The following is a 26,058-nucleotide window of genomic DNA, read 5'->3' as shown; positions in this document are numbered from 1 at the left end:
CGGCGGAAGGGGGAAGGACATCATGTCCGACCTGCCCCTGATCCAAGCGGATCGCGCCGTGCCGCCGCCGGCCGCGACCACCACCAAGGGTGGTCGCGGTCGTCGGCTACGGCTCCTGTCCCGCACCGACCGCGTGGTCATCACGCTCATGGTGCTGGTACCCCTGCTGCTCGTCGCCGGCCTGGTCTGGCTGCCCGCGGTGGCGACGGTGCTGCTCTCCGGCACGAACTGGGACGGCATCGGCCCGATCTCCGAGATCGAGTGGGTCGGCGTCAAGAACTACGACGACGTGGTGAACATCTACCCGCCGTTCGTCCCCGCGGTGCAGAACAACCTGCTCTGGCTGGCCGCGCTGTTCGTGGTGGCCACCCCGTTCGGCATGTTCCTCGCCGTGCTGCTCGACAAGGAGATTCGCGGCAGCCGCTTCTACCAGACCGCGCTCTACCTGCCGGTGGTGCTGTCGCTGGCGCTCATCGGCTTCGTCTGGCAGCTCATCTACAGCCGCGACCAGGGGCTGCTCAACGGCGTGTTCGGCGGCGAGACCGACTGGTACGGGGACCCGAACGTCAACATCTGGGCCGTACTGGTGGCGGCCGGCTGGCGGCACGTCGGCTACATCATGCTGCTCTACCTGGCCGGCCTCAAGGGCGTCGACCCGTCGTTGCGGGAGGCCGCCGCGGTCGACGGCTCCTCGGAGACCAGCACGTTCTTCCGGGTCGTCTTCCCGGTGATGCGGCCGATCAACATCATCGTGCTGGTGGTGACAGTGATCGAGTCGTTGCGCGCGTTCGACCTGGTCTGGGTCATCAACAAGGGCCGCAACGGGCTGGAGCTGATCTCCGCGCTGGTCACCCAGAACGTGGTCGGCGAGGCCAGCCGGATCGGCTTCGGCTCCGCGCTGGCGACGATCATGCTGGCCGTCTCGCTCGTCTTCATCACCATCTACCTCTGGACCGTGATGCGGGAGGGCAAGCGATGACCGCCGCAGTCTCCACCGGCCGCCGCCGCCCCGTGCGGCCCGCCCGGGTCGCCCTGCACCTGTTCCTGGGTACGGTCGCAGTGGGCTGGCTGTTCCCGATCCTGTGGGCGGTGCTCACCTCGTTCCGCTCCTACGAGTACACGGCAGCCAACGGCTACGTGTCCCTCGGCGGCTGGACTGTCGACAACTACGTCACCGCGTGGCGTACCGCCGAGTTCGGCAAGCACTTCCTCAACTCGGCCTACATCACCGTCCCGGCGGTGCTGCTCACGCTCTTCCTCGCCTCGTGCGTGGCGTTCGTGATCGCCCGGTTCAGCTGGAAGCTCAACATCGCGCTGCTCGGCCTGTTCACCGCGGCGAACCTGCTGCCGCAGCAGGCGCTGCTCATCCCGCTGTTCCGGATGTTCACCGAGATCCCGCTGCCGGCCTGGATGAGCGACTCGGAGCTGCTCTACGACAGCTACTGGGGACTGATCCTGGTGAACGTCGCGTTCCAGTGCGGCTTCTGCGTGTTCGTGCTGAGCAACTACATGAAGGCGCTGCCGCACGAGCTGTACGAGGCCGCGATGGTCGACGGGGCGAACGTGTGGCGGCAGTACTGGCAGGTGACGATGCCGCTGTGCCGCCCGGCGCTCGCCGCGCTGGCGACGCTGGAGGTCACCTGGATCTACAACGAGTTCTTCTGGGCCACAGTGCTCATGCGTACCGGCGACAAGTTCCCGGTCACCAGCTCGCTGAACAACCTGCGCGGCGAGTTCTTCACCGACAACAACCTGGTCTCGGCCGGTTCGGTGCTGGTCGCGATCCCCACCCTGGTGATCTTCTTCCTGCTCCAGAAGCAGTTCGTCCGGGGTCTGACGCTGGGAGCCTCCAAGGGATGACGATCGTCCACCTGCGCCGCGCGCGGACCAGCCTGGTGCTCGACGCACGCGGCCCGGGGCTGCCCCGGGTCGTGCACTGGGGCACCGACCTCGGCCCGCTGCCCGACGGGGACCTGCCAGCGCTCGTCGACGCCACGGTGCCGCCGGTGGTGCCGAGCAGCTTCGACGCGCCCACTGTGCTGTCGCTGCTGCCCGAGGCCGGCGCCGGGTGGAGCGGGCGGCCCGGTCTCGCCGGTCACCGCGACGGCCGGGACTGGTCGACGGCGTTCCGCCTGATCGACCTCGACGTGCACGACGACTTCGCGGCGCCGCCGCCCGACCTGTTAGGAGGGGACCCTTTACCTGCACCAGGCGTTAACAAGGGGCCCTTCCTTACCCCGGGGCGGGTGGTGGTGCGGGCGGCGGACGAGGACGCCGGGCTGAGCCTGACCGTCGAGCTGACGTTGGACGCCGCGGGCGTGCTCACGCTGCGGCACCGGCTGCGCAACGACGGCGACGGCCGCTACGAGCTGCGCGAGCTGACGCCGGTGCTGCCGGTGCCGGCGGTCGCCACCGAGCTGCTCGACCTGACCGGCCGCTGGTGCCGGGAACGCGCCCCGCAGCGGCACCCGTGGCCGATGGGCGCCTGGGTCCGTGAGGGGCGGCACGGCCGCACCGGACACGACGCGACTCTGCTGCTGGTCGCCGGCACCGCCGGGTTCGGGTTCCGGCACGGCGAGGTGTGGGCGGTGCACACCGCCTGGAGCGGTGACCACGTCACGGCTGCCGAGCGCCGCCCCACCGGTGAGGCCACGCTCGGCGGCGGTGAGCTGCTGGCACCCGGCGAGATCGTGCTCGGGCCGGGCGAGGAGTACGCCACTCCCCTGCTCTACGCGGCGCACTCCGCCGACGGGCTGGACGGGCTCAGCGACGCCCTGCACACGCACCTGCGGGCCCGCCCGTCGCACCCGCGCACGCCACGGCCGGTGACGCTGAACGTGTGGGAGGCGGTCTACTTCGACCACGACCTGGACCGGCTGCGGGCGCTCGCCGACGCGGCCGCCGAGGTCGGTGTGGAGCGCTTCGTGCTCGACGACGGCTGGTTCCGGGGCCGGCGGCACGACCAGGCCGGGCTCGGTGACTGGTGGGTCGACGGCGACGTCTGGCCGGACGGGTTGCAGCCGCTGATCGACCACGTACGCGGGCACGGCATGCAGTTCGGGCTCTGGGTAGAGCCGGAGATGGTCAACCCCGACTCCGACCTGTTCCGCGCCCACCCCGACTGGGTGCTCCAGGCGCCGGACCGGTTGCCGCCGCCGTGGCGGCACCAGCAGGTGCTCGACCTGGCCAACCCGGACGCGTACGCGTACCTGCTCGGCCGGCTCGACGCGGTGCTGAGCGAGCACGACGGGATCGCGTACCTGAAGTGGGACCACAACCGCGACCTCACCGAGGCCGGGCACGCCGGACGGCCCGGGGTGCACGCGCAGACCCTCGCGGTCTACCGGCTGCTGGACGAGCTGCGCGCCCGGCACACGGACGTCGAGATCGAGAGCTGCTCCTCCGGTGGCGCCCGGGTCGACCTGGAGATCCTGCGCCGCACCGACCGGGTCTGGGCCAGCGACTGCAACGACGCGCTGGAACGGCTGTCCATCCAGCGCTGGACCGGTTTGCTGCTGCCGCCGGAACTGATCGGCACGCACATCGGGCCGGAACGCTCGCACACCACGCACCGCGTGCACGACCTGAGCTTCCGGGCGGTCACCGCGCTGTTCGGCCACCACGGCATCGAGTGGGACATCACCGCGATCGACGCGACCGAGCGGGCCGAACTCGCCGCCTGGGTGGCGCTGCACAAGCGGCTGCGTCCGCTGCTGCACGGTGGCCGGGTGGTCCGGGTCGACCACCCGGACCCGGCCGTGCAGGCCCACGGCGTGGTCGCCCACGACAGCTCCCATGCGGTGTACGCGATCAGCCGGGTCGCCACCTCCGCGGCGCAGGTGCCGGGCGCGGTACGGCTACCAGGGCTGGACCCGGCCCGGCGCTACCGGGTCCGACCGCCCGCCGGGGTACCGGAACCCGCCCTGCTGGAGCTGTCCCCGCCGGGCTGGCTGGCCTGGCCCGGCGACGGGATCACAGTGAGCGGTTCGGTGCTGGGGTCGGTCGGCCTGCAACTACCGGCCCTGCACCCCGAACAGGCCCTGCTGCTGGAGGTGGTCGCGGCCTGACCCCGCCCCACCCCGGGTGATCAAGGAGTTTGTGTCACCGCCGGCGTCCGAACGGGACACAAACTCCTTGATCACCTATTGGGGGGTCAGGCGGGGGTGCAGGTAACGGCGGGGGTGGAGTTGGTGCCCTGCCAGGTGCCGATGAAGCCGAAGCTGGTGCTGGCTCCGGCGCCGAGGCGGCCGTTGTAGTCGACGTTGCGGGCGGTGTACGCGGACCCGCTGTTGCTGACGCTCGCGTTCCACGCCTGGGTGACGGTTTGGCCGTTGGCGTACGTCCAGCGCACCGTCCAGCCGGTGATCGCGGCGGCTCCGGCGGTCACCTTGACCTCGCCCTGGAATCCGCCCTGCCACGAGTTGCCGACCGTGTAGGTGGCGGTGCAGCCACCGGACGGCGGGGGCGTGGTGGCCGGCGGCGCGGTCGGGCTGACGGTCGGGCTGACGGTCGGGCTGGTCGTCGGGCTGACGGTGGGGCTGACCGTCGGGCTGGCAGTCGGGGTGCTGCCGGCGTACACCGACGCCTCGCGGGATGTGGCGGCGATGCCGTTGGCGCCGTTGAAGATCCGCTGGCCCCAACTGGTGAGCTGGGCCGGGTTGAACGCGGTCGTCATGTCCAGGTACTCCACGCCGCCGCCGTTGCCGCTCCACGACCAGCCGAGGTAGCCGATGCCGTTGACCTGGCTGTAGGCCATGATGGCGTCCTCGTCCGGGTTGCCGTCGGAGTGGTTGAAGCCGAACTCGCCGACCACGATGGGCAGCCCGGCGGTCCGGAACCGGCCGAGGTAGTCGCTGATCTCGGCGGCGGTGTCGAACACGCCGTACATGTGGATCGAGAAGACGGTGTTGCGCTGCGCGTCGGCGGCGAACACGGTGCTCGCGTTGTCGCGCATGGTGAACGACCAGTCCTGACCCCAGTTCGGCGCGTCCACCATGATCGTGTGGGTCAGGCCGGCGGCGCGCAGCCGCTTGATCGCGTTCGAGGTGTCGGTGGTCCAGGCGCTGTAGCCCTGGTTGCCGAACGGCTCGTTGCCGATGTTGACGATGACGTACTTCTCCTGGCCCTTGAGCACGTCGGCGATGCTCAGCCAGTAGTCGGTGGCCTTGGCCAGCGTGGCGGCGGCGCCCTCCTCGCCGTACCCGGTGGTGTCGTGCACCTCCAGCACGCAGATCAGGCGATTGGTCTTGCACAGCGAGATCACGTTTGCCACGTCGGCGGCGCTGTTCTTCGTCCAGCGGTCGCCGCTGGCCAGCACCACCCGGACGGTGTTCGCGCCGAGCGCCTTGATGTTGGCGAACGAGCTGGTCTGCTGCGGGTACCAGGTGTGCGCGTGGTTGACCCCGCGCATGACGAACTCGGAGCCGTTGGCGTCGTAGAGCCGCCCGTTGGAGACGGAGAACCCGGTGGCGGCTTGGGCCGGCTGCGCGAGGGCGAAGACGGCGGCGAGGGCCGTCAGCAGGGCGGCGCCCGCGACGGAGAGCAGTTTCTTCATGGCTGTCCTCAGGGGAAGATCTCCCCCGTGCCCGAGCGGGGGTGCGGTGACGGTGACGACGTGGTGGCGGCTGAGCCCGGCAGCCGCCGCCGGTTCCCGGCGGACGCCGCATCAGCGTATGGCGATGGATCGCGGAAGGCAACCGGTTAAGCGAAAGAACCCGGGAGGCTGCGGGACTCGACGGGCGGCACTGGCTGAACCGGTTAAGGGATCGGGGCGCGGCGGGCCGGAGAAGCGGACAGCAGGGTTGACCCGCGCCGGGCGGGGTATCCGGGGACGATCCGCCCGGGAAGGAGACGTGCCATGGTCAACGTCGGCTACACCCTGATGTGCGAGCAGGCCGGCCCGAAGGAACTGGTCGACCACGCCGTACGCGCCGAGGCCGCCGGCTTCGACCACCTGGTCATGTCCGACCACTACTACCCCTGGCTGGACTCCCAGGGCCACTCCCCGTACGCCTGGTCGGTGCTCGGCGCGGTCGCCCACGCCACCAGCCGGGCCGAGCTGATGTCGTTCGTGACCTGCCCGATCCGGCGCTACCACCCGGCGGTGGTGGCGCAGAAGGCCAGCACCATCGGGGTGCTCTCGGACGGGCGGTTCACGCTGGGCCTCGGCGCCGGGGAGAACCTCAACGAGCACGTGGTGGGCGGATGGCCGCACGTGCAGCAGCGGCACGAGATGTTCGAGGAGGCGCTGCAGATCATCCGGCCGCTGCTCAACGGCGAGACGCTGACGTTCTCCGGCAACCACTTCGACGTGCCCGACGCGTACGTCTGGGACCGCCCGGACCGGCCGGTGCCGATGGCGGTGGCCGCGTCCGGACGGCAGTCGGCCACGCTGGCCGCCGAGTACGCCGACGCGATGATCGCCACCGACCCGCTGCCGCACCTGATCGACATGTACGAGGAGGCCGGTGGCGCGGGCCGCCCCCGCTACGGGCAGGTGGCCATCTGCTACGGCCCGGACGAGGACGAGTGCCGCAAGATCGTGCACGACCAGTTCCGCTGGTTCGGCCTGGGCTGGAAGGTCAACGCCGACCTGCCCGGTCCGGAGTCGTTCGCCGCCGCGACCCAGTTCGTGCGCGAGGAGGACGTGGCCGAGGGCGTCCCCTGCGGCCCGGACACCAACCGGCACGTCGAGGCGTTCAAGAAGTTCGTCGACGCGGGCTTCACCCACGTCGCGCTGATCCAGGTGGGCGGCGACAACCAGCCGATGTTCCTCGACTGGGCCCAGGAGGAGCTGTTGCCCCGGCTGCGGGAGCTGTGACCGTCCCGTCGTCCCCGCCGGGGCGCTTCGGCCGGGCCGAGCTGCGGCTCGCGTTCGCCGCGCCCCGGCCGGCCGCCGGACTGACCAGCGACTTCCGGCAGGTCGGCGGGCTGCTGGCGCACACCCGCCGGGCCGCCGGCCCGGACGCCGACGCGCCGCCTGTGGTGCTGGTGCACGGCCTGGCCGTGTCGCACCGCTACCTCACCCCGCTGGCGGTCGCGCTGGCGTCACGCCTGCCGGTGTACGTGCCGGACCTGCCCGGCTTCGGGCTGACCGGGCGCCCCGGCGCCGCGTACGACGTGGACCGGCACGTGGCGTTCCTCGTCGACTGGCTCGACGCGCACCGGTTGGGTCCGGTCTGCCTGCTCGGCCACTCCTTCGGCGCGGAGGTGGCCGCGGCGCTCGCCGCCCGCCACCCCGGCCTGGTCCGGGCCCTGGTGCTGGCCGGACCGACCTGCGACCCGGCCGCCCGGTCCCGGCGCGGCCTGGCCGGCCGCTGGCTGGTGGACACGCTGCGCGAGGCGGCGTGGCAGACGCCGATCCTGCTGCGCGACGTGGCCGACGCCCGGCCGTGGCGGGTGTTCGCGACGCTGTCCCACTCGGTCCGCAACGCAGTCGAGGAGGACCTGGTCCGGGTCACCGCGCCGACGCTGGTGCTGACCGGCGCCCGCGACCCGGTCGCCCCGGCCGCCTGGCGCGACCAGGTGGCCCGGCTGGTGCCGGGCGCCCGCTCGGTTGTGGTGCCGGGCGCGGCGCACAACGTGGTCACCACCGCGCCCGCCCAGGTCGCCGCCGCCGTCCACGACCTGCTCACCATCACCACGAGGAGTTGACGCCATGCGTATCGGGAACACGGAGATCCGCCCCGCCGGGGGCGGGCTCGGCTGCCTGCTGATGATCCTCTTCTCGATCGTCGCCTCGGTGGTGCTCACCGTGCTGCTCAACCTGGTCCTGTAGAACCCGGCCCGGCGTCCGCGAGGGCGGCACCAGAATGGGGCATGCCCCTGCTGACCGCGCTGCCGCTGGCGCTGGAGATGGTCGCCGGGTCGAAGCTCGTCAGCGCCGTCGTCCTCGCCGCCGGCCACCACCCGCGGCGCAGCTCGGCGGCCTTCCTCGGCGGCGTGGCGGTCGGCGTCCTCGGGCCGCTGACGCTCTGGTACGCGGCGTTCCGGGTGGTGCGGCACACCGCCGTGCACGGCATCGGGGTGGGCGGCAGCCGCCGGCTCATCGACTGGATCGTACTGACGCTGCTGGCCGTCCTCATGGTGGTCACGTTCCGCAGGCGGCGGCGCGACCGGCCGCCCGGGTGGCTGCGCCGGTTGCAGGACCCCCGGCCCGCGTACGCCTTCGGTCTGGGGCTGCTGCTCGCCGTCGCCGTGCCGAGCGACGAGCTGGTCATGGCGTCGGTCGCGGGCAGCATGGCCGGGCACGGCCGCCCCTGGTGGCACCTGCTGCCGTTCGTGGCGCTCACCGTGCTGCTGCTGGCGCTGCCGCTGCTCACGCTGCTGGTCTTCGGCGACCGCGCCGAACGGCTGCTGCCGGCCTTCCGCGCCTGGACCGACCGGCACTCCTGGCTGGTCAGCGAGGCGGTCATCCTGATCTTCGCGGCCTTCGTGGTGGCCGACCTGGCGTCGACGTCGTTCAGCCGGCCGTGAGGTCCACCTCGGCCAGCACCGGATAGTGGTCGGAGGCCGAGTCGGCGTCACCGTCGCGGACCACCCGCACCGCGCGTACCCGATCGGCCAGCGCCGGCGTGGCGAGCAGATAGTCCAGCCGCATCCCGGCGAACTCGGCGCCGCCGTGCCGGGTCGGCACGGTCCGGCCGCCGGGTTCGTCGCCGCCGGAGCGCGGCCACAGGTCGACCAGCCCGGCGTCGAGCAGCCGGGCCACCGCGCGGGTGTCCACGGTACGGCCGTCGCGGCGCAGGTGCCGCCGCCGGTACGGGGTGGCCAGCCCGGCGAGCCGGGCGGTGTGGTCGACGGCGGGCTCCAGCGTGTTCAGGTCCCCGGCGAGCAGAGCCAGCTCTCCCCCGGTACGCCGCAGCGCGGCGGCCAGCCAGTCCGCCTCCATCCGCCGCCGCCCGCCCGAGTAGGGGTACAGGTGCGTGCTGAGCACGGTCAGCGGTCCCGCGCCGGTGGCCACCCGGACCCGGGCGGCGGCGTGGTGGAACGGGCGGCGGACCCGGTCGGCGCGCAGCACCCGCAGCGGCGGGCGGACCAGCACCGCCACCGGCTGGCCGAGGCAGGACCGGGCCAGGTACGGCGCCATCCCGAGCCGCTCGGCCAGGCCGCCCAGCGTGGCGTCCATGCCGCGCAGCTCCTGCAGGGCCAGCACGTCGGGGCGCTGCGCGGTGACGACCGAGACGATCCGGTCCCGGCGGTCGGCGCCGACCGCGTCCCGCCCGCCGGTCCGGATGTTCCAGGTCATCACCCGCAGCATCGGCTCAGTCCGGCCGCGCGGCCTTGGCCAGCTCGTCGTCCAGCTCGTCCACCTGTTCGGACTCGATCGCCGGCTGGTTGCCCTCGGCCACGTCGGCGTTCGGCTTGATCACCCAGTACAGCAGCGACAGCCAGAGCGCGCCGAGCAGGATCGCGCCCATGAAGTCCGTCGGGTGGTGCATGCCCCGGTACATCCGGGAGGTGGCCACGCCGACCGGCATCAGCACGGCCATGCCCACGAACAGCCACCGCCACCACCTGTCGGTACGCGGGAACACGATGATCGCCATGGCCGCCCAGAGGCAGATGGTCGCCGCGATGTGCCCGGACGGGAACGACGAGGTGGGCATCTGCCCGTCCAGGTTGTCCACCGGCGGCCGGGGCCGGGCCACCACCCGGGCGCTGGCCAGGAACAGGCTCAGCTCGCCGAACATCGCCAGCACCACGAACAGCACCGGCCGCCAGCGCCGCCACAGGGCCAGCACGATCGGGCAGAACACCAGCGACACCAGCAGGATCGCGTGGGTGTCGCCGAACTTGCTCCACCACCAGCTCACGTCGGTGAGCAGATCGGTGTGCCGCTCGGCGAACCAGCGCGGCACCTTCGTGTCGAGCGTGTCGAAGAACGTGCCCTTGGCGTGGTAGCTGACGAACATGCCGAACGCGTAGAGCGCGCCGAAGACGAGCACCCAGCCGACGAGCAGCTCGGCCACCGCGGAGCGGGGGTGCTCCAGCACCTTCTCCTCGTCCGGCGCGAGCGCCAGCTCCTCGCCCGCCTCCGGCTCCAGGCCCTCGCGCAGCGGCGGCACCGGCCGGCCGCGCTCGCGCCGCCACAGCCGGAAGGCGTACGCGGTGACACCGAGCCAGGCCGCGCCGAGCAGCCAGCCGCCGATCACGTCCGAGACGAAGTGGACGCCCAGCGCGATCCGGGTCAGCCCGACCAGGAAGACCAGCACGGCGGCGATGGCGATGGCGGGCTTGCGCCAGCGCGGCGACATGGCCGGCAGGAACACCAGCAGCAGCGCCCCGTACGCGACGAACGAGCCGAGCGCGTGGCCGCTGGGGAAGCTGTTGCCCGGGGCGTCGGCGATCGGGACGTCCACCACCGGGCGCAGCCGTCCGACGAGCGCCTTGAGCGACGGGTCGAGGATCAGCCCGCCCACGCCGGTGACGATCAGGTAGACCGCCAGCCGGGACTGGCGGCGGATCAGCAGGCCCACCACCGCGATGGTGACCAGCCAGATCAGCACCGGCCGGCCGCCCAGGTCGGTGATCGCCTGGAGCACGGTGACCAGCGGGCCGTGCGGCGCCACCAGGTCGTTGAACCACTCGGCCGCCGCATGGTCGGCGTCGCGCAGCGGGCTCCAGCGGAACCGGACGAGCATCAGGAGCAGCCCGAACCCGACTCCCGCACCGGCCACGGCGAGCAGACCCACCAGGCTCCGCTCGGCGAAATGGCTCAGCGGCCGGCGCCCGGCTTCCTTGACCGCGGTCACACCGCACCTCCCTCGTTCCTCTGCGAGGCGCGCTGTACCCGATCGGCGTGACTCGTACACGCCGGACCGGCGCGGCGTCAGAGCGAGGTCATCTCACCGGTGTCGAACAGGTCCTCACGGTGCGCCTCCGGCTGCCACAGATCCGGCTGGGCCGGCTCGTCCACGCCGATGCGCATCGCCTCCAGCTGGGCGGCGAAGGCCAGCCCGCCGAAGAGCGCCATCCCGGTGAGGTTGGCCCAGAGCAACAGGGCCATCATGCCGGTCAGCGCGCCGTAGGTCTGGCCGAATCCGCCGCTGTACTTCACGTAGGCGGCCAGCAGCAGGCTGGCCAGCCACCAGATCGCGATGGCGATGGCCGCGCCGAAGACGAGCCAGGACAGGCCGGGCTGCCGGCGTCGCGGCGCGTGCCGGAACAGCACCGCCACGGCGAGCACTGTCAGGCCGAGGCTCAGCGGCCAGCGGATCACGTCCCAGCCGGCCATCGCGACGTCGCCCCACTCGTAGTGCCGCCGTACCGACTCGCCCATCGCCCGGCCGCCGACCAGGATGAGGAAGCCGGCCAGCGCGGGCACGCCGGCGACCACCGCGAGGACCGTGGCGCGCAGGTACTTGGCCAGCGCCGGGCGGTCCCGCTCGACGCCGTAGATCCGGTTCGCGCCCCGCTCGATCTGCGCCATCGTGGTGGTCAGCGCGACCAGCCCGGTGAGCAGGCCGAGGGTCAGCGCCAGCTCACCGGCGCTCTCGGTGCGCTCGCTGTCGGTCAGCAGTTGCTGCACCATGGCTTCGCTCTGGCCGGGCGTGATGGCCAGTACGGTGTCGGCGACGACCTTGCCGCCCTCGTCCACGCCCAGGTCGGTGATCAGGCCGGTGAGCGCGATCAGGAACGGCACCACCGCCAGGCAGAGCTGGAACCCCAGCGCCCGGGAGTGGCTGAAGCCGTCGCCGTAGCGGAACCGGACGAACGCGTCCCGCAGCAGGCACCAGCCGCCGTGCCGGCGCAGCGTGTGCCAGGCGTCGTCGGCGGACAGCTCGTTCTCGGTCATCAACCGGGTCTCGGGGACCAGCTTGGTGCTACTCACGGCGGGCCTCCTCGACCAGGTGCTCGCCGCGCTCGCCGACCGCGTCGGCGTCCTCCGCCAGGTCGGGGTGCTCCTCCGGGCGCGGTACGCAGAGCCAGAGCGACTCGGGGCGGATGGTGGCCTTCAGCGAGCGGCCCGGCTCGATCAGGTCGCCGTCGAGCTGCCGGGGCTGTGCCCGGGTGCTGGTGATCTCGACCGAGCGGGCCCGGAACACCTCCATCCCGGGGACTCGGTCGCGGCGGCGCAGCACCGCCCAGCCCATGGCGAGCCAGTGGCCCAGCGTGCGCGGCGTCAGCACCGCCACGTCGAGCCAGCCGTCGTCCGGCTCGGCGTCGGTGAGCAGGCGTACCCCGCCCTGCAGGCGCCCGACGTTCGCGACCAGGACCGAGCGGGCCCGGCGGCGCAGCGGCGGCTTGCCGTCGATGCGCACCGAGACCCGCATCGGCCGGTCCCGCAGGTGCCGGGCGGCGCCCACCACGTACGCCGGCCAGCCGATCCGCTTCTTGGTGGTCTCGGAGGTGGAGTCGAGCATCTGGGCGTCGAAGCCCATCCCGGCCATCACCGCGAAGCACTGGTCGCCGACCACGCCGACGTCGAGGCGGCGCATCCCGCGTTCGACGGCGACCTGGAGCCCGGCGGCCAGGTCGCCGGAGAGGCCGAGGTTGGCGGCGAGCAGGTTTCCGGTGCCCTGGGGCAGCACCGCGAGCGCCACGTCGGTGCCGGCCAGCGCGGTCACGCAGGCCATCACCGTGCCGTCGCCGCCGCAGGCGAAGACGACCTCCGCGCCCGCCTTGACGGCCTGTTCCGCCTGCCCGCGGCCCGGGTCCTCGACTGTCGTCTCGTACCAGGTCGGGGCCGGCCACCCGGCGGCGGCGAGCGCGCCGTCCACGGTGCGGCGGAACTCGTCCAGGTCGGTCACCTTGACCGGGTTGACCACCACTGCCGAGCGCGGGGTGCGGTTCTCCGCGTTCACCGGGCGCTTGTCGTCTGCACCGTCCACGGCGTCAGTGTGCAGGACACGGGGCGTGACGGCGACCCGGCGCAGCGGGACGTTGCGAGGACCGCAAACAGGTTTGAAACTCCGGTGGCCTCAGGCGGCCTCGCGCAGCGCCGCGTCGATGCGGCGGCGCAGGTCGTCGATGTCCGCGCCGGCCTCGGTCAGCACCACCGCGGCCAGGCCGTTTCCCTCGCGCAGCAGGCCGAGCAGGATGTGTTCGGTGCCGATGTGCCGGTGGCGCAGCCGCAGCGCCTCGCGCAGCGACAGCTCCAGCGCCTTCTTCGCCCGGGGCGAGAACGTGCCGTGGTCCGTCCCGCGACGCCACCACCGGCGCGGACGCGGCGTCGCCTCGCGCAGCGCGTCGGGGCCGAAGGACTCCTCGATCCGGGACACGATCGCGGCGAGGTCGATGCCGATCTCGCGCAGCGCCGCGGCGTCCGCCTCGCCGAGCCCGTCGACGCCCCGCGCGGTGTGGCGGGCCAGCGCGGCGCGCAGGGCGTCGGCCTCGATGCCGCCGGCCGCCAGCAGCCGGGCGGCCAGGCTGTCGCTGTCGGCCAGTACGCCGAGCAGCAGGTGCTCGGTGCCGACCGGCCGCCGCCCCTCGGCGCGGGCCTCGTCGAGCGCGTGGCGCACCACGGTGCGGGCCCGGTCGGTGAATCGTTCGAACATCACGCCTCCCAGCTGTCGCGTACCGCCGGTCGCCCGGCGTGCTTCTTGTGGACCGCCTGCCGGCTGACCTCGAGGGCGTCGGCGATCTCCTGCCAGGACCAGCCCTGTCGCCGGGCGTTGTCCACCTGGATCACCTCGAGCCGTTCGAGCAGCCGGCGCAGGGCGAGCACGGCGCGCAGGCCGACCTTGGGGTCGGTGCTGCCGGCCGCCGCCGCGAGTTCCGTAGCCTGACTCATGCTGTCAATGTAGGTTGACAGCATGAGTCTTGTCAACCCTGGTTGACACACGTCGTGGCCTACCATCCCCGGCCCGCGGCGGTGTTACGGTCCGCTGGTGTTCCGCCGCCGTCCGCTGGACCGGCCGGTCGAGCCCGCGCGCCGGCTCACCGCCGGCCGCCTCACCCTGGAGATCGCCGGGGGCAGCGTGGTCGGGCACCGCTACCCGGAGAACTACGACGTGCTGCACGTCGACCCGGAGCTGCCGCTGGCGGTGGTCTGCGACGGCATGGGCGACGGCGAGGGCAGCCGGATCGCCGGCACGACCGCGGCCGAGACGTTCGTGGCGCAGGTCCGCACCGGCTGGCCCACCGTCGACCCCGCCGGGCTGCGGGCCGCCGTCGCCGAGACCCAACGGCGGGTACGCCAGGCCGGGGCGGCGCAGTCCGGCCTGACCGGATGCACACTCACCGCGCTCGTGGTCCAGCCCGACGGCGAACAGGGCTGGCTGGTCCAGCTCGGCGACTCGCGAGCCTACCGGCTGCGCGACGGGCTGCTGGAGCTGGTGACCGTCGACCACACCATGGCCTGGCTCGGCCTGCTGCACGGCTGGTGGCCGCCGGACTCGCCGGAGGCGGCCCGGGCCCGCTACCAGCTGCTGCGCTACGTCGGGCACCCGGACCGGCCCGAGCCGGACCTGCTCGCCGTGCCGCTGCGCCGGGGCGACACCTGGCTGCTGTGCACCGACGGGATCAGCGACCAGCTCGGCTACCACCGGCTGCGCGACCTGCTCGCCACCCGGCGCGACCCGGCGCGGACCACCGAGGCCCTGCTCGCCGCCAGCCTCGACGAGGGCGGCGAGGACAACGCCACAGCCGTCGTCCTGCGCGTCCATCCCACCCTGCCCTCCCCGCGCTGAGCGCCAGTTCCGCCGACCCGGTCCGGCGCACCCGGTCCCGCGACTACGGTGAGTGAAAAGCGGGGTCGGGGAGGTGAGCCGGGGTGGCCGCACCGAGCCACGGTTCGGTGGTGGTCGGCGTGGGCCGGTCGGCGGAAGATCTGGCGGTGGTCCGCACCGCTGCCGCCGAGGCCGCCGCCCACCACCTGCCGCTGCACCTGCTGCACGCGTTCAACTGGGCCGCGACGCCCGGGCCCGCCCCGGCGGGCGGCAGCCGCACGGACGCGGAGAACCTGCTGGAGACCGCCGGCCAGGCGGTCGCCGAGTGCGCGCCGGAGGTGCCGGTCAGCGGTGAGATCGTCGAGGGCTCACCGGTCGAGGCACTGCTGCGGGCCGCCGACACCGCGTTCCTGGTCGCGCTCGGTGACGGCGGCATGTCGACCCGGCCGAACGGCGTACCGACCAACACGCCGGCCGTCGAGGTGGCCGCCCGGGCCGGGTGCCCGGTGCTGATCGGCCGCGCCGAGCCGGCCCCGCCCGGACCGCTGATCGTCGGCTTCGACGGATCGTCCAGTTCCCGCGCCGCTCTCGGGTACGCCTTCGACTGCGCCGAGCGCCGCGGCGCCCGCCTGCTCGCCGTCCGGGTGATCGAGCCCGAATGCGGCGACGGCGACGACGGGCTGCTGGAGCAGGCGGTGAACCGGCACGCCGCCCGGCATCCCCGGGTCACCGCCGACTGCCTCACCGTCCACGGTGAGCCGAAGTCCGTCCTGCTCGACCGGTCCCGCGCGGCGCAGCTCGCGGTGGTCGCCGCGCGCGGCGACGGGCCGGTGACGTCCACTCTGGGCGCGGTCAGCCAATCCCTGCTCTACCATTCGCCAGCCCCGCTGATCGTCGTACGAGGGCTCAGGCCGGACGACGGGGACGAATCGTGACGCCCGCGCGAGGCGGGACCTACGGCCCTGACCGGCGACCCCGGGCAGGGGCGAAGCTGGACGCGCCGGGGAAGAAGATGCGGTCCCCGAGTGGCGGCCGACCCCGAGCCACGAGAGGCTGAGACAGCATGGACACCGCGGTGAACCTGCACAGCCCCCTGACCGAGGAAGAGTTGCGTCGGCTGGACGCCTACTGGCGCGCGGCGAACTACCTGACCGTCGGCCAGATCTATCTGCTCGACAATCCGCTGCTGCGCGAACCGCTCAGACCCGAGCACGTCAAGCCGCGCCTGCTGGGCCACTGGGGCACCAGCCCCGGGCTCAACCTGCTCTACACACACCTCAACCGGGTCATCGTCGACCGGGACCTGTCCGCCATCTTCGTCACCGGCCCCGGCCACGGCGGCCCGGCGCTGGTCGCCAACACCTGGCTGGAGGGCACCTACAGCGAGCTGTACCACCACATCCCCCGCGACGAGACCGGCATGCAGCGGCTGTTCCGCCAGTTCTCCTTCCCCGGCGGCATCCCGAGCCACGTGGCGCCGGAGGTGCCGGGTTCGATCCACGAGGGCGGCGAGCTGGGGTACGCGCTGAGCCACGCGTACGGCGCCGCGTTCGACAACCCGGACCTGCTGGTGGCCTGCGTGATCGGCGACGGCGAGGCGGAGACCGGCCCGCTGGCCGGGAGCTGGCTGTCGAACGTGTTCCTCAACCCGGCCCGCGACGGCGCGGTGCTGCCGATCCTGCACCTCAACGGCTACAAGATCGCCAGCCCGACCGTGCTGGACCGGATCCCCGGCGAGGATCTGCGGGACATGATGCGCGGCTTCGGCTACCAGCCGTACGTGGTGGAGGGCGACGACCCGGCGACAGTGCACCAACTGCTCGCCGCCACGCTGGACCGGGCGGTCGACGAGATCGGTGAGATCCAGCGCCGCGCCCGTTCCGGCGGGCGCGTGGAACGCCCGCGCTGGCCGATGATCGTCCTGCGCACGCCGAAGGGCTGGACCGGCCCGTCCCGGGTCGACGGCAAGCAGGTCGAGGGCACGTTCCGCGCCCACCAGGTGCCGATCTCCCAGGTCCGGGACAACCCGGAGCACCTGGCCGAGCTGGAGCGCTGGCTGCGCAGCTACCGCCCGGAGGAGCTGTTCGACGCCACCGGCGGCCCGGTCGCCGAGGTGGCCGACCTGCCGCCGACCGGTGACCGCCGGATGAGCGCGAACCCGGTGGCCAACGGCGGCAGGCTGCTGCGCAACCTGGAGCTGCCCGACTTCCGCGACTACGCGGTCGACGTACCGACGCCGGGCGAGCCGATGGCCGGCGCGGCGGGCGTGCTCGGCCCCTGGGTCCGCGACGTGATCGCGCGTAACCCGGAGACGTTCCGCCTGTTCGGCCCGGACGAGGTCGCCTCGAACCGGCTCGGCGCGGCGTTCGAGGTGACCGACCGGGCGTTCGTCGGCGCGGAGGTCCCCGGCGACGACCACCTCTCCCCCGACGGCCGGGTGATGGAGGTGCTCTCCGAGCACCTGTGCCAGGGCTGGCTGGAGGGCTACCTGCTGACCGGCCGGCACGGCATCTTCACCAGCTACGAGGCGTTCATCCACATCGTCGACTCGATGGTCAACCAGCACGCCAAGTGGCTCAAGGTGACCCGGCACATCCCGTGGCGGGAGCCGGTGGCCTCGCTGAACTACCTGCTGTCCAGCCACGTGTGGCGGCAGGACCACAACGGCTTCTCGCACCAGGACCCCGGCTTCATCGACCACGTGATGAACAAGAAGGCCGAAGTGGTCCGCGTCTACCTGCCGCCGGACGGCAACACGCTGCTGTCCACCATGGATCACTGCCTGCGCAGCCGGCAGTACATCAACGTGGTGGTGGCCGGCAAGCAGCCCGCGCCGAACTGGCTGACCATGGACGAGGCGGTCCAGCACTGCCGCCGCGGCCTGGGCATCTGGGACTGGGCCAGCAGCGACGACGGCGCCGAGCCGGACGTGGTGCTCGCCTGCGCCGGCGACGTGCCGACGCTGGAGACGCTCGCCGCGGCCGACCTGCTGCGCCGGCACCTGCCGAACCTGAAGGTGCGGGTCGTCAACGTGGTCGACCTGATGCGCCTGCAGCCGCCGTCGGAGCACCCGCACGGCCTGCCGGACAGCGAGTTCGACACCATCTTCACCCGCGACAAGCCGGTCATCTTCGCCTACCACGGCTACCCGTGGCTCATCCACCGGCTCACCTACCGACGCACCAACCACGAGAACCTGCACGTCCGCGGCTACAAGGAGGAGGGCACCACCACGACGCCGTTCGACATGGTGATGCTCAACGACCTGGACCGTTTCCACCTGGTCATCGACGTGATCGACCGGGTGCCGGGGCTGCGGTCGCGGGCCGCGCACCTGCGTCAGGACATGGTGGACGCCCGCCAGTCCTGCCGCGACTACACCCGGCGCTACGGCGAGGACGACCCCCGGGTCGCCGAGTGGCGCTGGATCAGGGAGAACGACCCCGCGGTGAGGAGTGGCGAATGAGCGACGAGATCCTGGTCGGCTACGACGGCTCCGCTGACGCGGCTGTCGCCCTGAACTGGGCGCTGGACGAGGCGGGCCGCTCGGGCTGGCCGGTGCGGCTGGCGTACGTGTTCGAGTGGCTGACGGTGACCGGCTGGATCGGCCCCGGGGTGGCCCCGGGGGTGTGGCCGGACGAGACCGCCCGCCGGCAGGTCGAGGAACTGGTCCGCAGGGCGGCGGCGGACGCCGCCGCCGAGCGGCCCGGCCTCACCGTGCACGGCGAGGTGTTCGACGGCCCGCCCGCGCTGGTGCTGCAGGAGCGTTCCGCCGAGGCCGGGATGCTGGTGCTCGGCAGCCGGGGCCACGGCGGCTTCGGCGGGCTGCTCGCCGGCTCCACGGCGGTCTCGGTCACCGCGCACGCCCACTGCCCGGTGGTGGTGGTCCGCGACGGTCAGCCCGCCACCTCCGGGCCGGTGGTGGTCGGCTCGGACGGCTCGGAGACCGCGCTGCGGGCCCTCGGCTTCGCGGTCGAGCGGGCCGCCCAGCGGGACGTGCCGCTGCGGGTGCTGCGGGTCTGGGAGCCGCCCGGCGACAGGTGGGTGCCGCCGGACTTCGACCCGGAGGAGACCGCCGCCGCCGAGCGGGCCGCCGCCGAGGCGGAGCTGGCCACCTGGCGGGAGAGCTTCCCCGACGTGCCGGTGCAGGTCGAGGCCGTCCCCGGCAGCCCGTCGGCGTTGCTGGTGGAGGCGAGCCGGTCGGCGCAGCTCGTGGTGGTCGGCAGCCGGGGCCGGGGCGGGTTGCGGGGCATGCTGCTCGGCTCGGTCAGCCAGCAGCTCATCCAGCACTCGCACTGCCCGGTCGCCGTGGTACGCGAACGCTGACCGCCCTCAGCGGCCGGACGCGGTGGAGCCCTCCTCCGGGTTGAGCGAGAAGTAGTCCTCCTCCTCCTGCGCCAGGTGCAGGCGCAGCACCGCGTCCAGGCCGTAGAGCGCGGCGAGCAGATCGGGCACCTCGTCGTGGCGCAGCCGGCCGTCCGGCTGCGCCGTGAGGTGCCCGCCGATCCGCTCCACCAGCCGCACGATCTCCACGTGCGCCCGGCTCATCGTGGAGGTCGCCTCGTCGCTGCCGAGCGGGCCGGCCAGCGCCGGGTAGAGCTGCCGGTCCTCGGCCGCCTCGTGCGGCAGCACCTCGTCGACCAGGCGGCGGTGCACCTCGCGCAGCGCCGGCAGGCACGCCGGGTCGTCCGGGCGGATCGCCACCATGTCGGCGGTGTCCCGCAACCCGGCGAGCACGGCGCGTACGCCGCCGTGCTCGCCGGCGTACCTGTCGATCAGCTCCACCGTGTGCGGGGGCAGGTCCCGCCGCCGCAGGCCGCCGCCGAGCGCGCGCAACGCGTTGAGGATCACCAGGACGTCGATGCCCTCCTGGAGGAACGCGCCGGCCACCGGGGGCAGCCGGCCGGCCGCCGCCACCAGCATCGCCAGCACCGCCAGGCCCATCCCGACGGTGGCGCTCTGCACCGCGATGCGGCGGGCGTACCGGGCGATCTCGACCGCGTCCGCGAGCCGGTCCAGGCGGTCCACGGTGAGCACCGCGTCGGCCACGTCGGCCGAGGCGGTCGCCCCGGTCGCGCCCATCGCCACCCCGACGTGCGCCTCGGCCAGCGCGGGGGCGTCGTTCACGCCGTCGCCGACCATCACCGTCACCGCGTGCGCCGACTCCTGGCGTACCCGCTCGGCCTTCTCCTGCGGCGAGCAGCGCGCGATCACGTCGTCCACGCCCACGATCTGCGCCACCTGCCGGGCCGTGCCCGGACGGTCGCCGGTCACCATGACCAGTCGGGAAAGGCCCGCCTCGCGCAGCCGCCGCACGGTCCGCCGGGCGTCCGGGCGCACCGGGTCCTCCAGCAGGATCGCGCCCAGCGGCCCGTGGTCGTCGCTGACCCAGACCGCGGAGCGCCCGGCCCGTTCGGCGCGCTCACCGAGCCGGCCCGCCCACTCCGGCGGCTCGCCCGCGAGCTGCCCGACGTGCACCGTCCGCCCGTCGACGCGCCCGCTCACCCCGTGCCCCGGCTCCTCGGTGACGTCGGTCGGTTCGGCCAGCGGCAGCCCGCGTTCGCGGGCCTGCCGGACCAGCGCGGCGGCCAGCACGTGCGGGGAGAGCTGCTCGACCGACGCGGCCAGCCGCAGCACCTCGTCCCGGTCGCCGCCCGGCGCCGTCACCACCTCGGCCGCGCGGGGCCGGCCCGCGGTGAGCGTGCCCGTCTTGTCCAGCAGCAGCGTACGGGCGCGGCCGAGCTGCTCCAGCGAGCCGCCGTCACGGACCAGCACGCCGCGGCGGGCCACCCGGGACAGGCCGGAGACCACGGCGATCGGGGTGGCCAGCAGCAGCGGGCACGGGGTGGCCACCACGAGCACCGCCACCGCCCGGGTGAACTCGCCGGACAGCAGCCACGCCAGCCCCGCCAGCACCAGCGTGAACGGCACGAACGCGGCGGCGTACCGGTCGGCGAGCCGTACCATCGGCGCCTTGCGGGCGGTGGCCTCGCCGGCCAGGCGGACGATGCCCGCGTAGGTGCTCTCCGCCGCGTTGCGGCGGGCCCGCAGCCCGAACCCGGCGCCCGCGTTGACCACGCCGCTGGCGACCTGCTCCCCCGCCGCGCGGGTGACCAGTTGCGACTCGCCTGTGACCACCGACTCGTCGAGCGTGGCCGCCTCCTCGACCACGCCGTCGACAGGCACCACGTCGCCCGGCCCGACCAGGAGCCGGTCCCCGACCGCGACGCGGTCCAGCGGCACCACCTCGATCCCGCCGTCCGGGGTGCGCCGGCGGGCCTGCCGAGGCGCGCGTTCCAGCAGCGCCCGCAGGTCGCGGGTGGCGCGGCGCTGGGCGTACTCCTCCAGCGCCCGCCCGGTGGCGACCATCACCGCGATGACGGCGCCGGCCAGGTACTCCCGCACCAGCAGCGCGCCGAGCAGCGCCAGCACCGCGATGACGTCCACCCCGAACTGCCGCAGCCAGATCTGGCGCAGCGTGGTCCACGCGGCCGGGACCAGCGCGACCAGTGTGACCGCCGCCCAGACCAGCCGGGCGGCGTCGTGCGCGCCGGCGAACCACAGCGCCGCCCCGGCCAGCACGGCCACCGTGAGCAGCACCAACGGCCCCCACTCGGTCCACGCCCACCGCCGGGCGCGGGCCGGCTGCTCGGGTACGCACTCGCGTGGCTCGGTTCCCACCCGAGGATCGTCCCAGTCCGGGCGGGACGACGCTGGCGATCCGAGCGGCGAGGGACGCCTGCGGGGTGGCCGGGCATGCCCGAGGATGGAGCGGCATCCCCCACCCGGGCGTCCCGGGCGTGGGGCACGATGGGGAAAACAGGAAAGGTCGTGACGATGAGCCACGAGACGCCGGCCGGCGATCGCCCGTTGACCACCGCGCTCGCGGAGGCCGCCGGAATGGCCGGCCATGCCCCCTCGGTGCACAACACACAGCCGTGGCACTGGACGGTTCTGCCCGACGCGCTGGAGCTGCGGGTGGTACGCGAGCGGCACCTCAGCGCCATGGACCCGGAGGGTCACCTGCTGGTGGTGAGCTGCGGCGCGGCACTGCACCACGCCCGGGTGGCGCTGGCCGCCGAGGGCTGGACCCCGGTGGTCGAGCGGCTGCCCGATCCGAAGGAGCCCGACCTGCTGGCCCGGATCACCAGCCTGAAGCACACCGGCGCCGACCCCGACGCCATGCGTGTCGTGCAGTGCATGCAGGTGCGGCACACCGACCGGCGGCCGGTCAGCGACGAGCAGATCCCGACCGCCGCGCTCGACGACATCGACCGCGCCGCCACGCTCGAGGGCGTGAACCTGCAACTGCTCGACGACACCCAGAAGATCCAGCTCGCCAGCGCCGCCCAGCAGGCCGCCGCCGTCGAGGCGGACAGCCCGGAGCTGCGCGAGGAACTGGCGTACTGGACCAGCCGGGCCGGCACCGGCACCGGGCTGCCGCCGGAGGTGCTGCCCGATCAGGCCCCGCAGACGACCGTTCCGGCCCGCGACTTCGGCCGCGCCGGGTCGCTGCCGATCGGGCCCGGCCACGACAAGACCGCCGTGTACGGGATCCTCTGGGGCGCCGACGACGAGCTGATGAGCTGGCTGCGCGCCGGTGAGGCGCTCTCCGCCGCCTGGCTCACCGCCACCCGGCACGGGGTGTCGCTGGTGCCCCTGTCCGGCGTGGTGGAGGTCGAGAGCACCCGCGAGGTGCTGCGGCAGATGCTCGCCGGCCTCGGGTTCCCGTACATCAGCATGCGGCTCGGCGTGGCCGACCCGACGCACGCCGGACCCCCGCACACCCCCCGGCTGGACGTCACGCAGACCGTCGACACCTCGGCGGTCCGCGACCGGCTCACCTGACCGGTCTCGATCAGGGCGGCCGCCGGGCGATACCATCGCCCGGTGGCCGCCGCACCCCAGCCCCAGCATGAGCACCTCGCGCCGTCGCTCGGGCTGACCCCGCTGTCCCGCGTCCGCCTGGACGAACTGCTCCAGGAGATGCTCGACCGCGTCGGCGAGGTGGTGACCAGCCGAGAGCGGCTACGGGCGCTGCTGGACGCCGTCGTCGGCATCGGCTCCGACCTCGACCTGCGCAGCACGCTCCAGCGGATCGTGCAGTCGGCGTGCGAGCTGGCCGGCGCCCGCTACGGCGCGCTCGGCGTGATCGGCCCCGACCGGATGCTGCACGACTTCATCGTCCACGGCATCAGCCCCGAGCTGCACGCGAAGATCGGCGAGCTGCCGCACGGCCGCGGCGTGCTGGGTCTGCTCATCGACGAGCCGAAGCCGGTACGCATGCCGGACATCACCAAGCACCCCAACTCGTACGGCTTCCCGCCGCACCACCCGCCGATGCACAGCTTCCTCGGCGTGCCGGTACGCATCCGCGACCACGTCTGGGGCAACCTCTACCTGGCCGAGAAGCAGGGCGCCGCCGAGTTCACCGAGGACGACGAGGAGATCGTGGTGGCGCTGGCCGCCGCGGCCGGCGTGGCGATCGAGAACGCCCGCCTCTACGCGCTGGCGCACCGGCGGGAACGCTGGCTCGCCGCCGCCGCGGAGATCACCTCCGTGCTGCTCGGCGAGGTGCGCCGCACCGACGCGCTGACCCTCGTGGCCCGCCGCGCCCGCGAGGTCGCCGAAGCCGAGCTGGCGCTGGTGCTGCTCTACGACGAGGACGAGGCACAGTTCACGGTCGAGGTGGTCGACGGCGCCGACCCGGTCACCCGGGAACTGGTCGGCGTGGTGCTGCCGGCCGCCGAGACCAGCTTCGCCGCGTCCGCCACGTCGGGCCGGCACGACCAGGTGGAGAACCTCGCCGCCGCGGCGCCCTGGCCCCGGCCCGTGGTCGCCGGGCCGGCCGTGGTCTCCCCGCTCGCCGCCGCCGACACGCTGCACGGCGTCCTGGTGATCGGCTACCGGCCCGACCACGGCCCCGCCGCCGACGACGACCTCGCGCTGCTCGCCAGCTTCGCCGGGCAGGCCGCGCTGGCCATGGAACGGGCCCGCGGGCAGGAGGAGCGGGAACTGCTTGTCGTCCTGGAGGACCGCGAGCGCATCGCCCGCGACCTGCACGACGTGGTGATCCAGCGGCTGTTCGCCACCGGCCTGCAACTGCAGAGCGGCGCGATGAACGCCCGCCCCGAGGCGGCCAAGCGGATCAACCAGGCCGTCGACGACCTGGACGCCACCATCCGCGACATCCGCCGCACCATCTTCGAGCTGCGTACCCCGATGAGCGCGGCGCTGCGCACCGAGATCCGCGAGGCCATCGAGGTGGCCGCCGAGTCGCTCGGCTACCGGCCCGACCTGGAACTGGTCGGCCCGATCGACAGCGCCGTCCCGGACGAGCTACGCGGAGAACTCACCGCCGTGCTGCGCGAGGCGCTGTCCAACGCGGTACGCCACGCGCAGGCCGACCGGGTCTGGGTACGCGTCCGCGTCGACTCCGGCCGGGTCGAGATCACCGTCACCGACGACGGGATCGGGTGCGACCCGGAGGCGGCCCGCAGCGGGCTGGTCAACCTGCGCGAGCGGGCCGAGCGGCTGGGCGGCGAGTTCTCGCTGCGCCGGGCCGAGCCGCGCGGCACCGAGCTGCGCTGGAGCGTCCCGATCGACTGACCGGCGTCAGGTGTTCTTGCCGAGCAGCCGAGTCGCCAGCACCGCCGCCTGGGTGCGCCGCTCCAGACCGAGCTTGGCCAGCACGCTGGAGACGTAGTTCTTCACCGTCTTCTCGGCCAGGAACATCTTCCCGGCGATCTCCCGGTTGGTGAGCCCCTCCGCCACGTACTCCAGGATCCGCCGCTCCTGCTCGGTGAGCGACTTCAGCTCCCGGGGCTGCTCCACGCCGCTGCGGATGCGCTCCAGCACGCGGGTGGTGATCGCCGGGTCGAGCAGCGACTGCCCGGCCGCGACCCGGCGGACCGCGTCCACCAGGTCGGTGCCGCGGATCTGCTTGAGCACGTACCCGGCGGCGCCCGCCATGATCGCCGCGAACAGCGCCTCGTCGTCCTCGTACGAGGTGAGGATCAGCCCCTTGATCGAGGAGTCCACGGCGCGGACGTCCCGGCACACGTCGATGCCGTTGCCGTCGGGCAGCCGGGCGTCGAGGATCGCCACGTCGGGGCGCAGCGCGGGGATGCGGCGCGCCGCCTCCTGGGCCAGGCCGGACTCGCCGACCACCTCGATGTCGCCGCTGCTCTGCAGCAGGTCGGCAAGGCCACGACGGACGACCTCGTGGTCGTCGAGCAGGAACACCCGGATCATCAGTCCTTTCTACCCGCTTTCCCGCCTCAGTAGCACGGGTCGAAAGTCCCGTCCTGCACGCGCCGGCCGGGACCGACGGCCGGGCCCAGGTGGGGACCTCCGGCCCTGCTCAGGTCGCGGCCCGCTGACGCACCGTTGGTGATGTACCGGACGGGGGAGCCGGCGCCGCACGAGAGGGAGCACCACCATGACGACCGAATACACCACCGCGGACCTGCGGGCCGCGGTCGCCGACGCGGTCCGGGCGCCGTCGCTGCACAACACCCAGCCGTGGCGGTTCCGGGTGGTCGACGGCGGCATCGAAGTGTCCGTCGACCCGTTGCGCGGCCTGCCCGCCACCGACCCGACCGGGTGGGGCGCGCGCATGGCCGCCGGCGCGGCGCTGTTCAACCTGCGGCTCGCGCTCGCCGTGGCGGGCACCCCGGCCACGGTGCGGCTGCGCCCGTACCCCTCCGACCCGGACGTCGTGGCCCGGCTCGTGCCGGACGTGCCACGCCGCCCCACCCCGACCGAGCAGAGCCTGTACGGGGCGATCAGCCGCCGGTTCAGCAACCGCGCGCCGTTCTGGCCGGACCCGGTGCCCGCCGAGGCCCGCTGGCGGCTCGGCGAGGCGGCCCGGGCCGAGCAGTGCTGGCTGGAGCTGGTGATCGGCACCAGCGCGGTGAACGCGGTCGCCGGGGTCGCCCGCAGCGCCCACCGGGTGCTGGAGCGCGACCCCGCGTACGTGGCCGAGCGGAAGGAGTGGATCCGCTCCGAGCCGGCCGCCGACGGTGTGCCCGCCGTCGCCGGCGGACCGCAGAGCGAGCCGCAGGACCTGCTGCCCCAGCGCGGCTTCGGTGGCCGCAACCGCGCACCCGGCCGGGACTTCGAGCCGGAGCCGCTCGTCGCGGTGCTCGGCTCGGCCGGCAACACCTCCGCCGACCAGGTCCTCGCCGGGCAGGCGTTGCAGCGGGTGCTGCTCACCGCCACCGACGCCGGGCTCAGCGCGTCGATGCTGTCCCAGCCGATCGAGGTGCCGGCCGCGCGGGAGGCGCTGCGGATGTCGCTGGGCCGGTTCGGCACCCCGCAGATGGTGATGCGGATCGGGTACGGCCAGCCGGGCCGCGCCACCCCGCGTCGCTCCGTCGAGGAGGTGCTCGACCTGCCGGTCGTGCCGGCCTGACCCGTACCCCTCCGCAGGTCAGGCCGGCCG

Annotated in this window: 22 protein-coding genes; 13 read left to right on the top strand and 9 right to left on the bottom strand. The window is 73.6% G+C overall.

Annotated features, from left to right (window positions below; genetic code table 11):
• Nucleotides 1-22: 22 nt before the first annotated feature.
• The 3 genes from MicB006_RS23355 to MicB006_RS23345 are packed head-to-tail and all read left to right on the top strand — an operon-like array spanning nucleotide 23 to nucleotide 4,067.
• Nucleotides 23-979 (top strand): carbohydrate ABC transporter permease, encoded by a 957-nt coding sequence (locus MicB006_RS23355; protein ID WP_116508914.1) that lies wholly within the window; start codon nucleotides 23-25, stop codon nucleotides 977-979.
• On the top strand, nucleotides 976-1,860 hold the full coding sequence (locus tag MicB006_RS23350; protein WP_116508913.1) for a carbohydrate ABC transporter permease: 885 nt from the start codon (nucleotides 976-978) through the stop codon (nucleotides 1,858-1,860). The genes MicB006_RS23355 and MicB006_RS23350 overlap by 4 nt, the downstream gene beginning before the upstream one ends.
• Nucleotides 1,857-4,067: an alpha-galactosidase gene (locus MicB006_RS23345; RefSeq protein WP_116508911.1), complete on the top strand. Its 2,211-nt coding sequence runs from the start codon at nucleotides 1,857-1,859 to the stop codon at nucleotides 4,065-4,067. The genes MicB006_RS23350 and MicB006_RS23345 overlap by 4 nt, the downstream gene beginning before the upstream one ends.
• Nucleotides 4,068-4,153: 86 nt before the next feature.
• Here MicB006_RS23345 and MicB006_RS23340 read toward each other — a convergent pair whose 3' ends face one another.
• Nucleotides 4,154-5,554, bottom strand: coding sequence for a cellulase family glycosylhydrolase (locus MicB006_RS23340; RefSeq protein ID WP_116508910.1), 1,401 nt, complete (start codon nucleotides 5,552-5,554; stop codon nucleotides 4,154-4,156).
• A 303-nt stretch (nucleotides 5,555-5,857) separates the two neighbouring features.
• On the opposite strand from MicB006_RS23340, the gene MicB006_RS23335 reads away from it, so the two are divergent.
• The 3 genes from MicB006_RS23335 (at nucleotide 5,858) to MicB006_RS23325 (ending at nucleotide 8,475) form a co-directional block, all read left to right on the top strand.
• Nucleotides 5,858-6,820: a TIGR03557 family F420-dependent LLM class oxidoreductase gene (locus tag MicB006_RS23335; protein ID WP_116508908.1), complete on the top strand. Its 963-nt coding sequence runs from the start codon at nucleotides 5,858-5,860 to the stop codon at nucleotides 6,818-6,820.
• Nucleotides 6,817-7,653 carry an alpha/beta fold hydrolase gene (locus tag MicB006_RS23330; RefSeq protein ID WP_116508907.1) on the top strand — a complete coding sequence of 279 codons (837 nt, stop codon included), beginning with the start codon at nucleotides 6,817-6,819 and terminating at the stop codon, nucleotides 7,651-7,653. Before MicB006_RS23335 ends, MicB006_RS23330 begins: the two co-directional genes overlap by 4 nt.
• A gap of 165 nt (nucleotides 7,654-7,818) precedes the next feature.
• A complete protein-coding gene (locus MicB006_RS23325; RefSeq protein WP_116508906.1) occupies nucleotides 7,819-8,475 on the top strand; it encodes a GAP family protein in 657 nt (218 codons plus the stop codon).
• On the opposite strand, the gene MicB006_RS23320 is transcribed toward MicB006_RS23325, so the two are convergent.
• From MicB006_RS23320 to MicB006_RS23295, 6 genes are all read right to left on the bottom strand, one after another.
• Nucleotides 8,462-9,259: an endonuclease/exonuclease/phosphatase family protein gene (locus MicB006_RS23320; protein WP_116508904.1), complete on the bottom strand. Its 798-nt coding sequence runs from the start codon at nucleotides 9,257-9,259 to the stop codon at nucleotides 8,462-8,464. The two genes, MicB006_RS23325 and MicB006_RS23320, sit on opposite strands and share 14 nt — an antisense overlap.
• A gap of 4 nt (nucleotides 9,260-9,263) precedes the next feature.
• On the bottom strand, nucleotides 9,264-10,754 hold the full coding sequence (locus tag MicB006_RS23315) for a phosphatase PAP2 family protein (RefSeq protein WP_116508903.1): 1,491 nt from the start codon (nucleotides 10,752-10,754) through the stop codon (nucleotides 9,264-9,266).
• Between the two features lie 77 nt (nucleotides 10,755-10,831).
• Entirely contained in the window at nucleotides 10,832-11,833 is a 1,002-nt protein-coding gene (locus MicB006_RS23310; protein WP_116508902.1) for a YihY/virulence factor BrkB family protein, read from the bottom strand.
• Complete coding sequence (locus MicB006_RS23305; RefSeq protein ID WP_116508900.1) at nucleotides 11,826-12,833, bottom strand: diacylglycerol kinase family protein; 1,008 nt, start codon at nucleotides 12,831-12,833, stop codon at nucleotides 11,826-11,828. The genes MicB006_RS23310 and MicB006_RS23305 overlap by 8 nt, the downstream gene beginning before the upstream one ends.
• A gap of 90 nt (nucleotides 12,834-12,923) precedes the next feature.
• Nucleotides 12,924-13,499, bottom strand: coding sequence for a Clp protease N-terminal domain-containing protein (locus MicB006_RS23300; protein WP_116508898.1), 576 nt, complete (start codon nucleotides 13,497-13,499; stop codon nucleotides 12,924-12,926).
• Complete coding sequence (locus MicB006_RS23295; RefSeq protein ID WP_043325563.1) at nucleotides 13,499-13,735, bottom strand: HTH domain-containing protein; 237 nt, start codon at nucleotides 13,733-13,735, stop codon at nucleotides 13,499-13,501. Before MicB006_RS23295 ends, MicB006_RS23300 begins: the two co-directional genes overlap by 1 nt.
• A gap of 97 nt (nucleotides 13,736-13,832) precedes the next feature.
• On the opposite strand from MicB006_RS23295, the gene MicB006_RS23290 reads away from it, so the two are divergent.
• The 4 genes from MicB006_RS23290 (at nucleotide 13,833) to MicB006_RS23275 (ending at nucleotide 18,938) form a co-directional block, all read left to right on the top strand.
• Nucleotides 13,833-14,633 (top strand): PP2C family serine/threonine-protein phosphatase, encoded by an 801-nt coding sequence (locus tag MicB006_RS23290; protein ID WP_116508896.1) that lies wholly within the window; start codon nucleotides 13,833-13,835, stop codon nucleotides 14,631-14,633.
• An 83-nt stretch (nucleotides 14,634-14,716) separates the two neighbouring features.
• Nucleotides 14,717-15,547 (top strand): universal stress protein, encoded by an 831-nt coding sequence (locus MicB006_RS23285; protein ID WP_116508894.1) that lies wholly within the window; start codon nucleotides 14,717-14,719, stop codon nucleotides 15,545-15,547.
• A 128-nt stretch (nucleotides 15,548-15,675) separates the two neighbouring features.
• The gene (locus tag MicB006_RS23280; RefSeq protein WP_116508892.1) at nucleotides 15,676-18,078 is read left to right on the top strand and encodes a phosphoketolase; all 2,403 of its coding nucleotides are present in this window, start codon (nucleotides 15,676-15,678) and stop codon (nucleotides 18,076-18,078) included.
• The gene (locus tag MicB006_RS23275) at nucleotides 18,075-18,938 is read left to right on the top strand and encodes a universal stress protein (RefSeq protein WP_116508890.1); all 864 of its coding nucleotides are present in this window, start codon (nucleotides 18,075-18,077) and stop codon (nucleotides 18,936-18,938) included. Before MicB006_RS23280 ends, MicB006_RS23275 begins: the two co-directional genes overlap by 4 nt.
• 6 nt (nucleotides 18,939-18,944) lie before the next feature.
• Here MicB006_RS23275 and MicB006_RS23270 read toward each other — a convergent pair whose 3' ends face one another.
• The gene (locus tag MicB006_RS23270) at nucleotides 18,945-21,293 is read right to left on the bottom strand and encodes a heavy metal translocating P-type ATPase (protein WP_116508888.1); all 2,349 of its coding nucleotides are present in this window, start codon (nucleotides 21,291-21,293) and stop codon (nucleotides 18,945-18,947) included.
• Nucleotides 21,294-21,449: 156 nt separating this feature from the next.
• On the opposite strand from MicB006_RS23270, the gene MicB006_RS23265 reads away from it, so the two are divergent.
• Both MicB006_RS23265 and MicB006_RS23260 read left to right on the top strand, forming a co-directional pair.
• Nucleotides 21,450-22,460 (top strand): nitroreductase, encoded by a 1,011-nt coding sequence (locus MicB006_RS23265; RefSeq protein WP_116508886.1) that lies wholly within the window; start codon nucleotides 21,450-21,452, stop codon nucleotides 22,458-22,460.
• A gap of 93 nt (nucleotides 22,461-22,553) precedes the next feature.
• A complete protein-coding gene (locus MicB006_RS23260; protein WP_192900331.1) occupies nucleotides 22,554-24,221 on the top strand; it encodes a GAF domain-containing sensor histidine kinase in 1,668 nt (555 codons plus the stop codon).
• Nucleotides 24,222-24,227: 6 nt separating this feature from the next.
• Here the strand turns inward: MicB006_RS23260 and MicB006_RS23255 are convergent, their stop codons facing one another.
• The gene (locus MicB006_RS23255; RefSeq protein WP_013284884.1) at nucleotides 24,228-24,866 is read right to left on the bottom strand and encodes a response regulator transcription factor; all 639 of its coding nucleotides are present in this window, start codon (nucleotides 24,864-24,866) and stop codon (nucleotides 24,228-24,230) included.
• Nucleotides 24,867-25,053: 187 nt separating this feature from the next.
• Here MicB006_RS23255 and MicB006_RS23250 point away from each other — a divergent pair, with 187 nt between their 5' ends.
• Nucleotides 25,054-26,028, top strand: coding sequence for a nitroreductase (locus MicB006_RS23250; RefSeq protein ID WP_116508882.1), 975 nt, complete (start codon nucleotides 25,054-25,056; stop codon nucleotides 26,026-26,028).
• Nucleotides 26,029-26,058: the final 30 nt, after the last annotated feature.

This window comes from Micromonospora sp. B006 (assembly GCF_003408515.1).
In the GTDB taxonomy this organism is placed as follows: Bacteria; Actinomycetota; Actinomycetes; order Mycobacteriales; family Micromonosporaceae; genus Micromonospora; species Micromonospora echinospora_A.
This window is presented reverse-complemented; position numbering and strand designations above follow the sequence as displayed.

What these genes read in the sequence shown, in the direction of transcription:
- MicB006_RS23355 (WP_116508914.1), top strand. Translation starts at nt 23, where the DNA reads ATGTCCGACCTGCCCCTGATCCAAGCGGATCGCGCCGTGCCGCCGCCG.
- MicB006_RS23350 (WP_116508913.1), top strand. Translation starts at nt 976, where the DNA reads ATGACCGCCGCAGTCTCCACCGGCCGCCGCCGCCCCGTGCGGCCCGCC.
- MicB006_RS23345 (WP_116508911.1), top strand. Translation starts at nt 1,857, where the DNA reads ATGACGATCGTCCACCTGCGCCGCGCGCGGACCAGCCTGGTGCTCGAC.
- MicB006_RS23340 (WP_116508910.1), bottom strand. Translation starts at nt 5,554, where the DNA reads ATGAAGAAACTGCTCTCCGTCGCGGGCGCCGCCCTGCTGACGGCCCTC.
- MicB006_RS23335 (WP_116508908.1), top strand. Translation starts at nt 5,858, where the DNA reads ATGGTCAACGTCGGCTACACCCTGATGTGCGAGCAGGCCGGCCCGAAG.
- MicB006_RS23325 (WP_116508906.1), top strand. Translation starts at nt 7,819, where the DNA reads ATGCCCCTGCTGACCGCGCTGCCGCTGGCGCTGGAGATGGTCGCCGGG.
- MicB006_RS23320 (WP_116508904.1), bottom strand. Translation starts at nt 9,259, where the DNA reads ATGCTGCGGGTGATGACCTGGAACATCCGGACCGGCGGGCGGGACGCG.
- MicB006_RS23300 (WP_116508898.1), bottom strand. Translation starts at nt 13,499, where the DNA reads ATGTTCGAACGATTCACCGACCGGGCCCGCACCGTGGTGCGCCACGCG.
- MicB006_RS23295 (WP_043325563.1), bottom strand. Translation starts at nt 13,735, where the DNA reads ATGAGTCAGGCTACGGAACTCGCGGCGGCGGCCGGCAGCACCGACCCC.
- MicB006_RS23280 (WP_116508892.1), top strand. Translation starts at nt 15,676, where the DNA reads ATGGACACCGCGGTGAACCTGCACAGCCCCCTGACCGAGGAAGAGTTG.
- MicB006_RS23275 (WP_116508890.1), top strand. Translation starts at nt 18,075, where the DNA reads ATGAGCGACGAGATCCTGGTCGGCTACGACGGCTCCGCTGACGCGGCT.
- MicB006_RS23265 (WP_116508886.1), top strand. Translation starts at nt 21,450, where the DNA reads ATGAGCCACGAGACGCCGGCCGGCGATCGCCCGTTGACCACCGCGCTC.
- MicB006_RS23255 (WP_013284884.1), bottom strand. Translation starts at nt 24,866, where the DNA reads ATGATCCGGGTGTTCCTGCTCGACGACCACGAGGTCGTCCGTCGTGGC.
- MicB006_RS23250 (WP_116508882.1), top strand. Translation starts at nt 25,054, where the DNA reads ATGACGACCGAATACACCACCGCGGACCTGCGGGCCGCGGTCGCCGAC.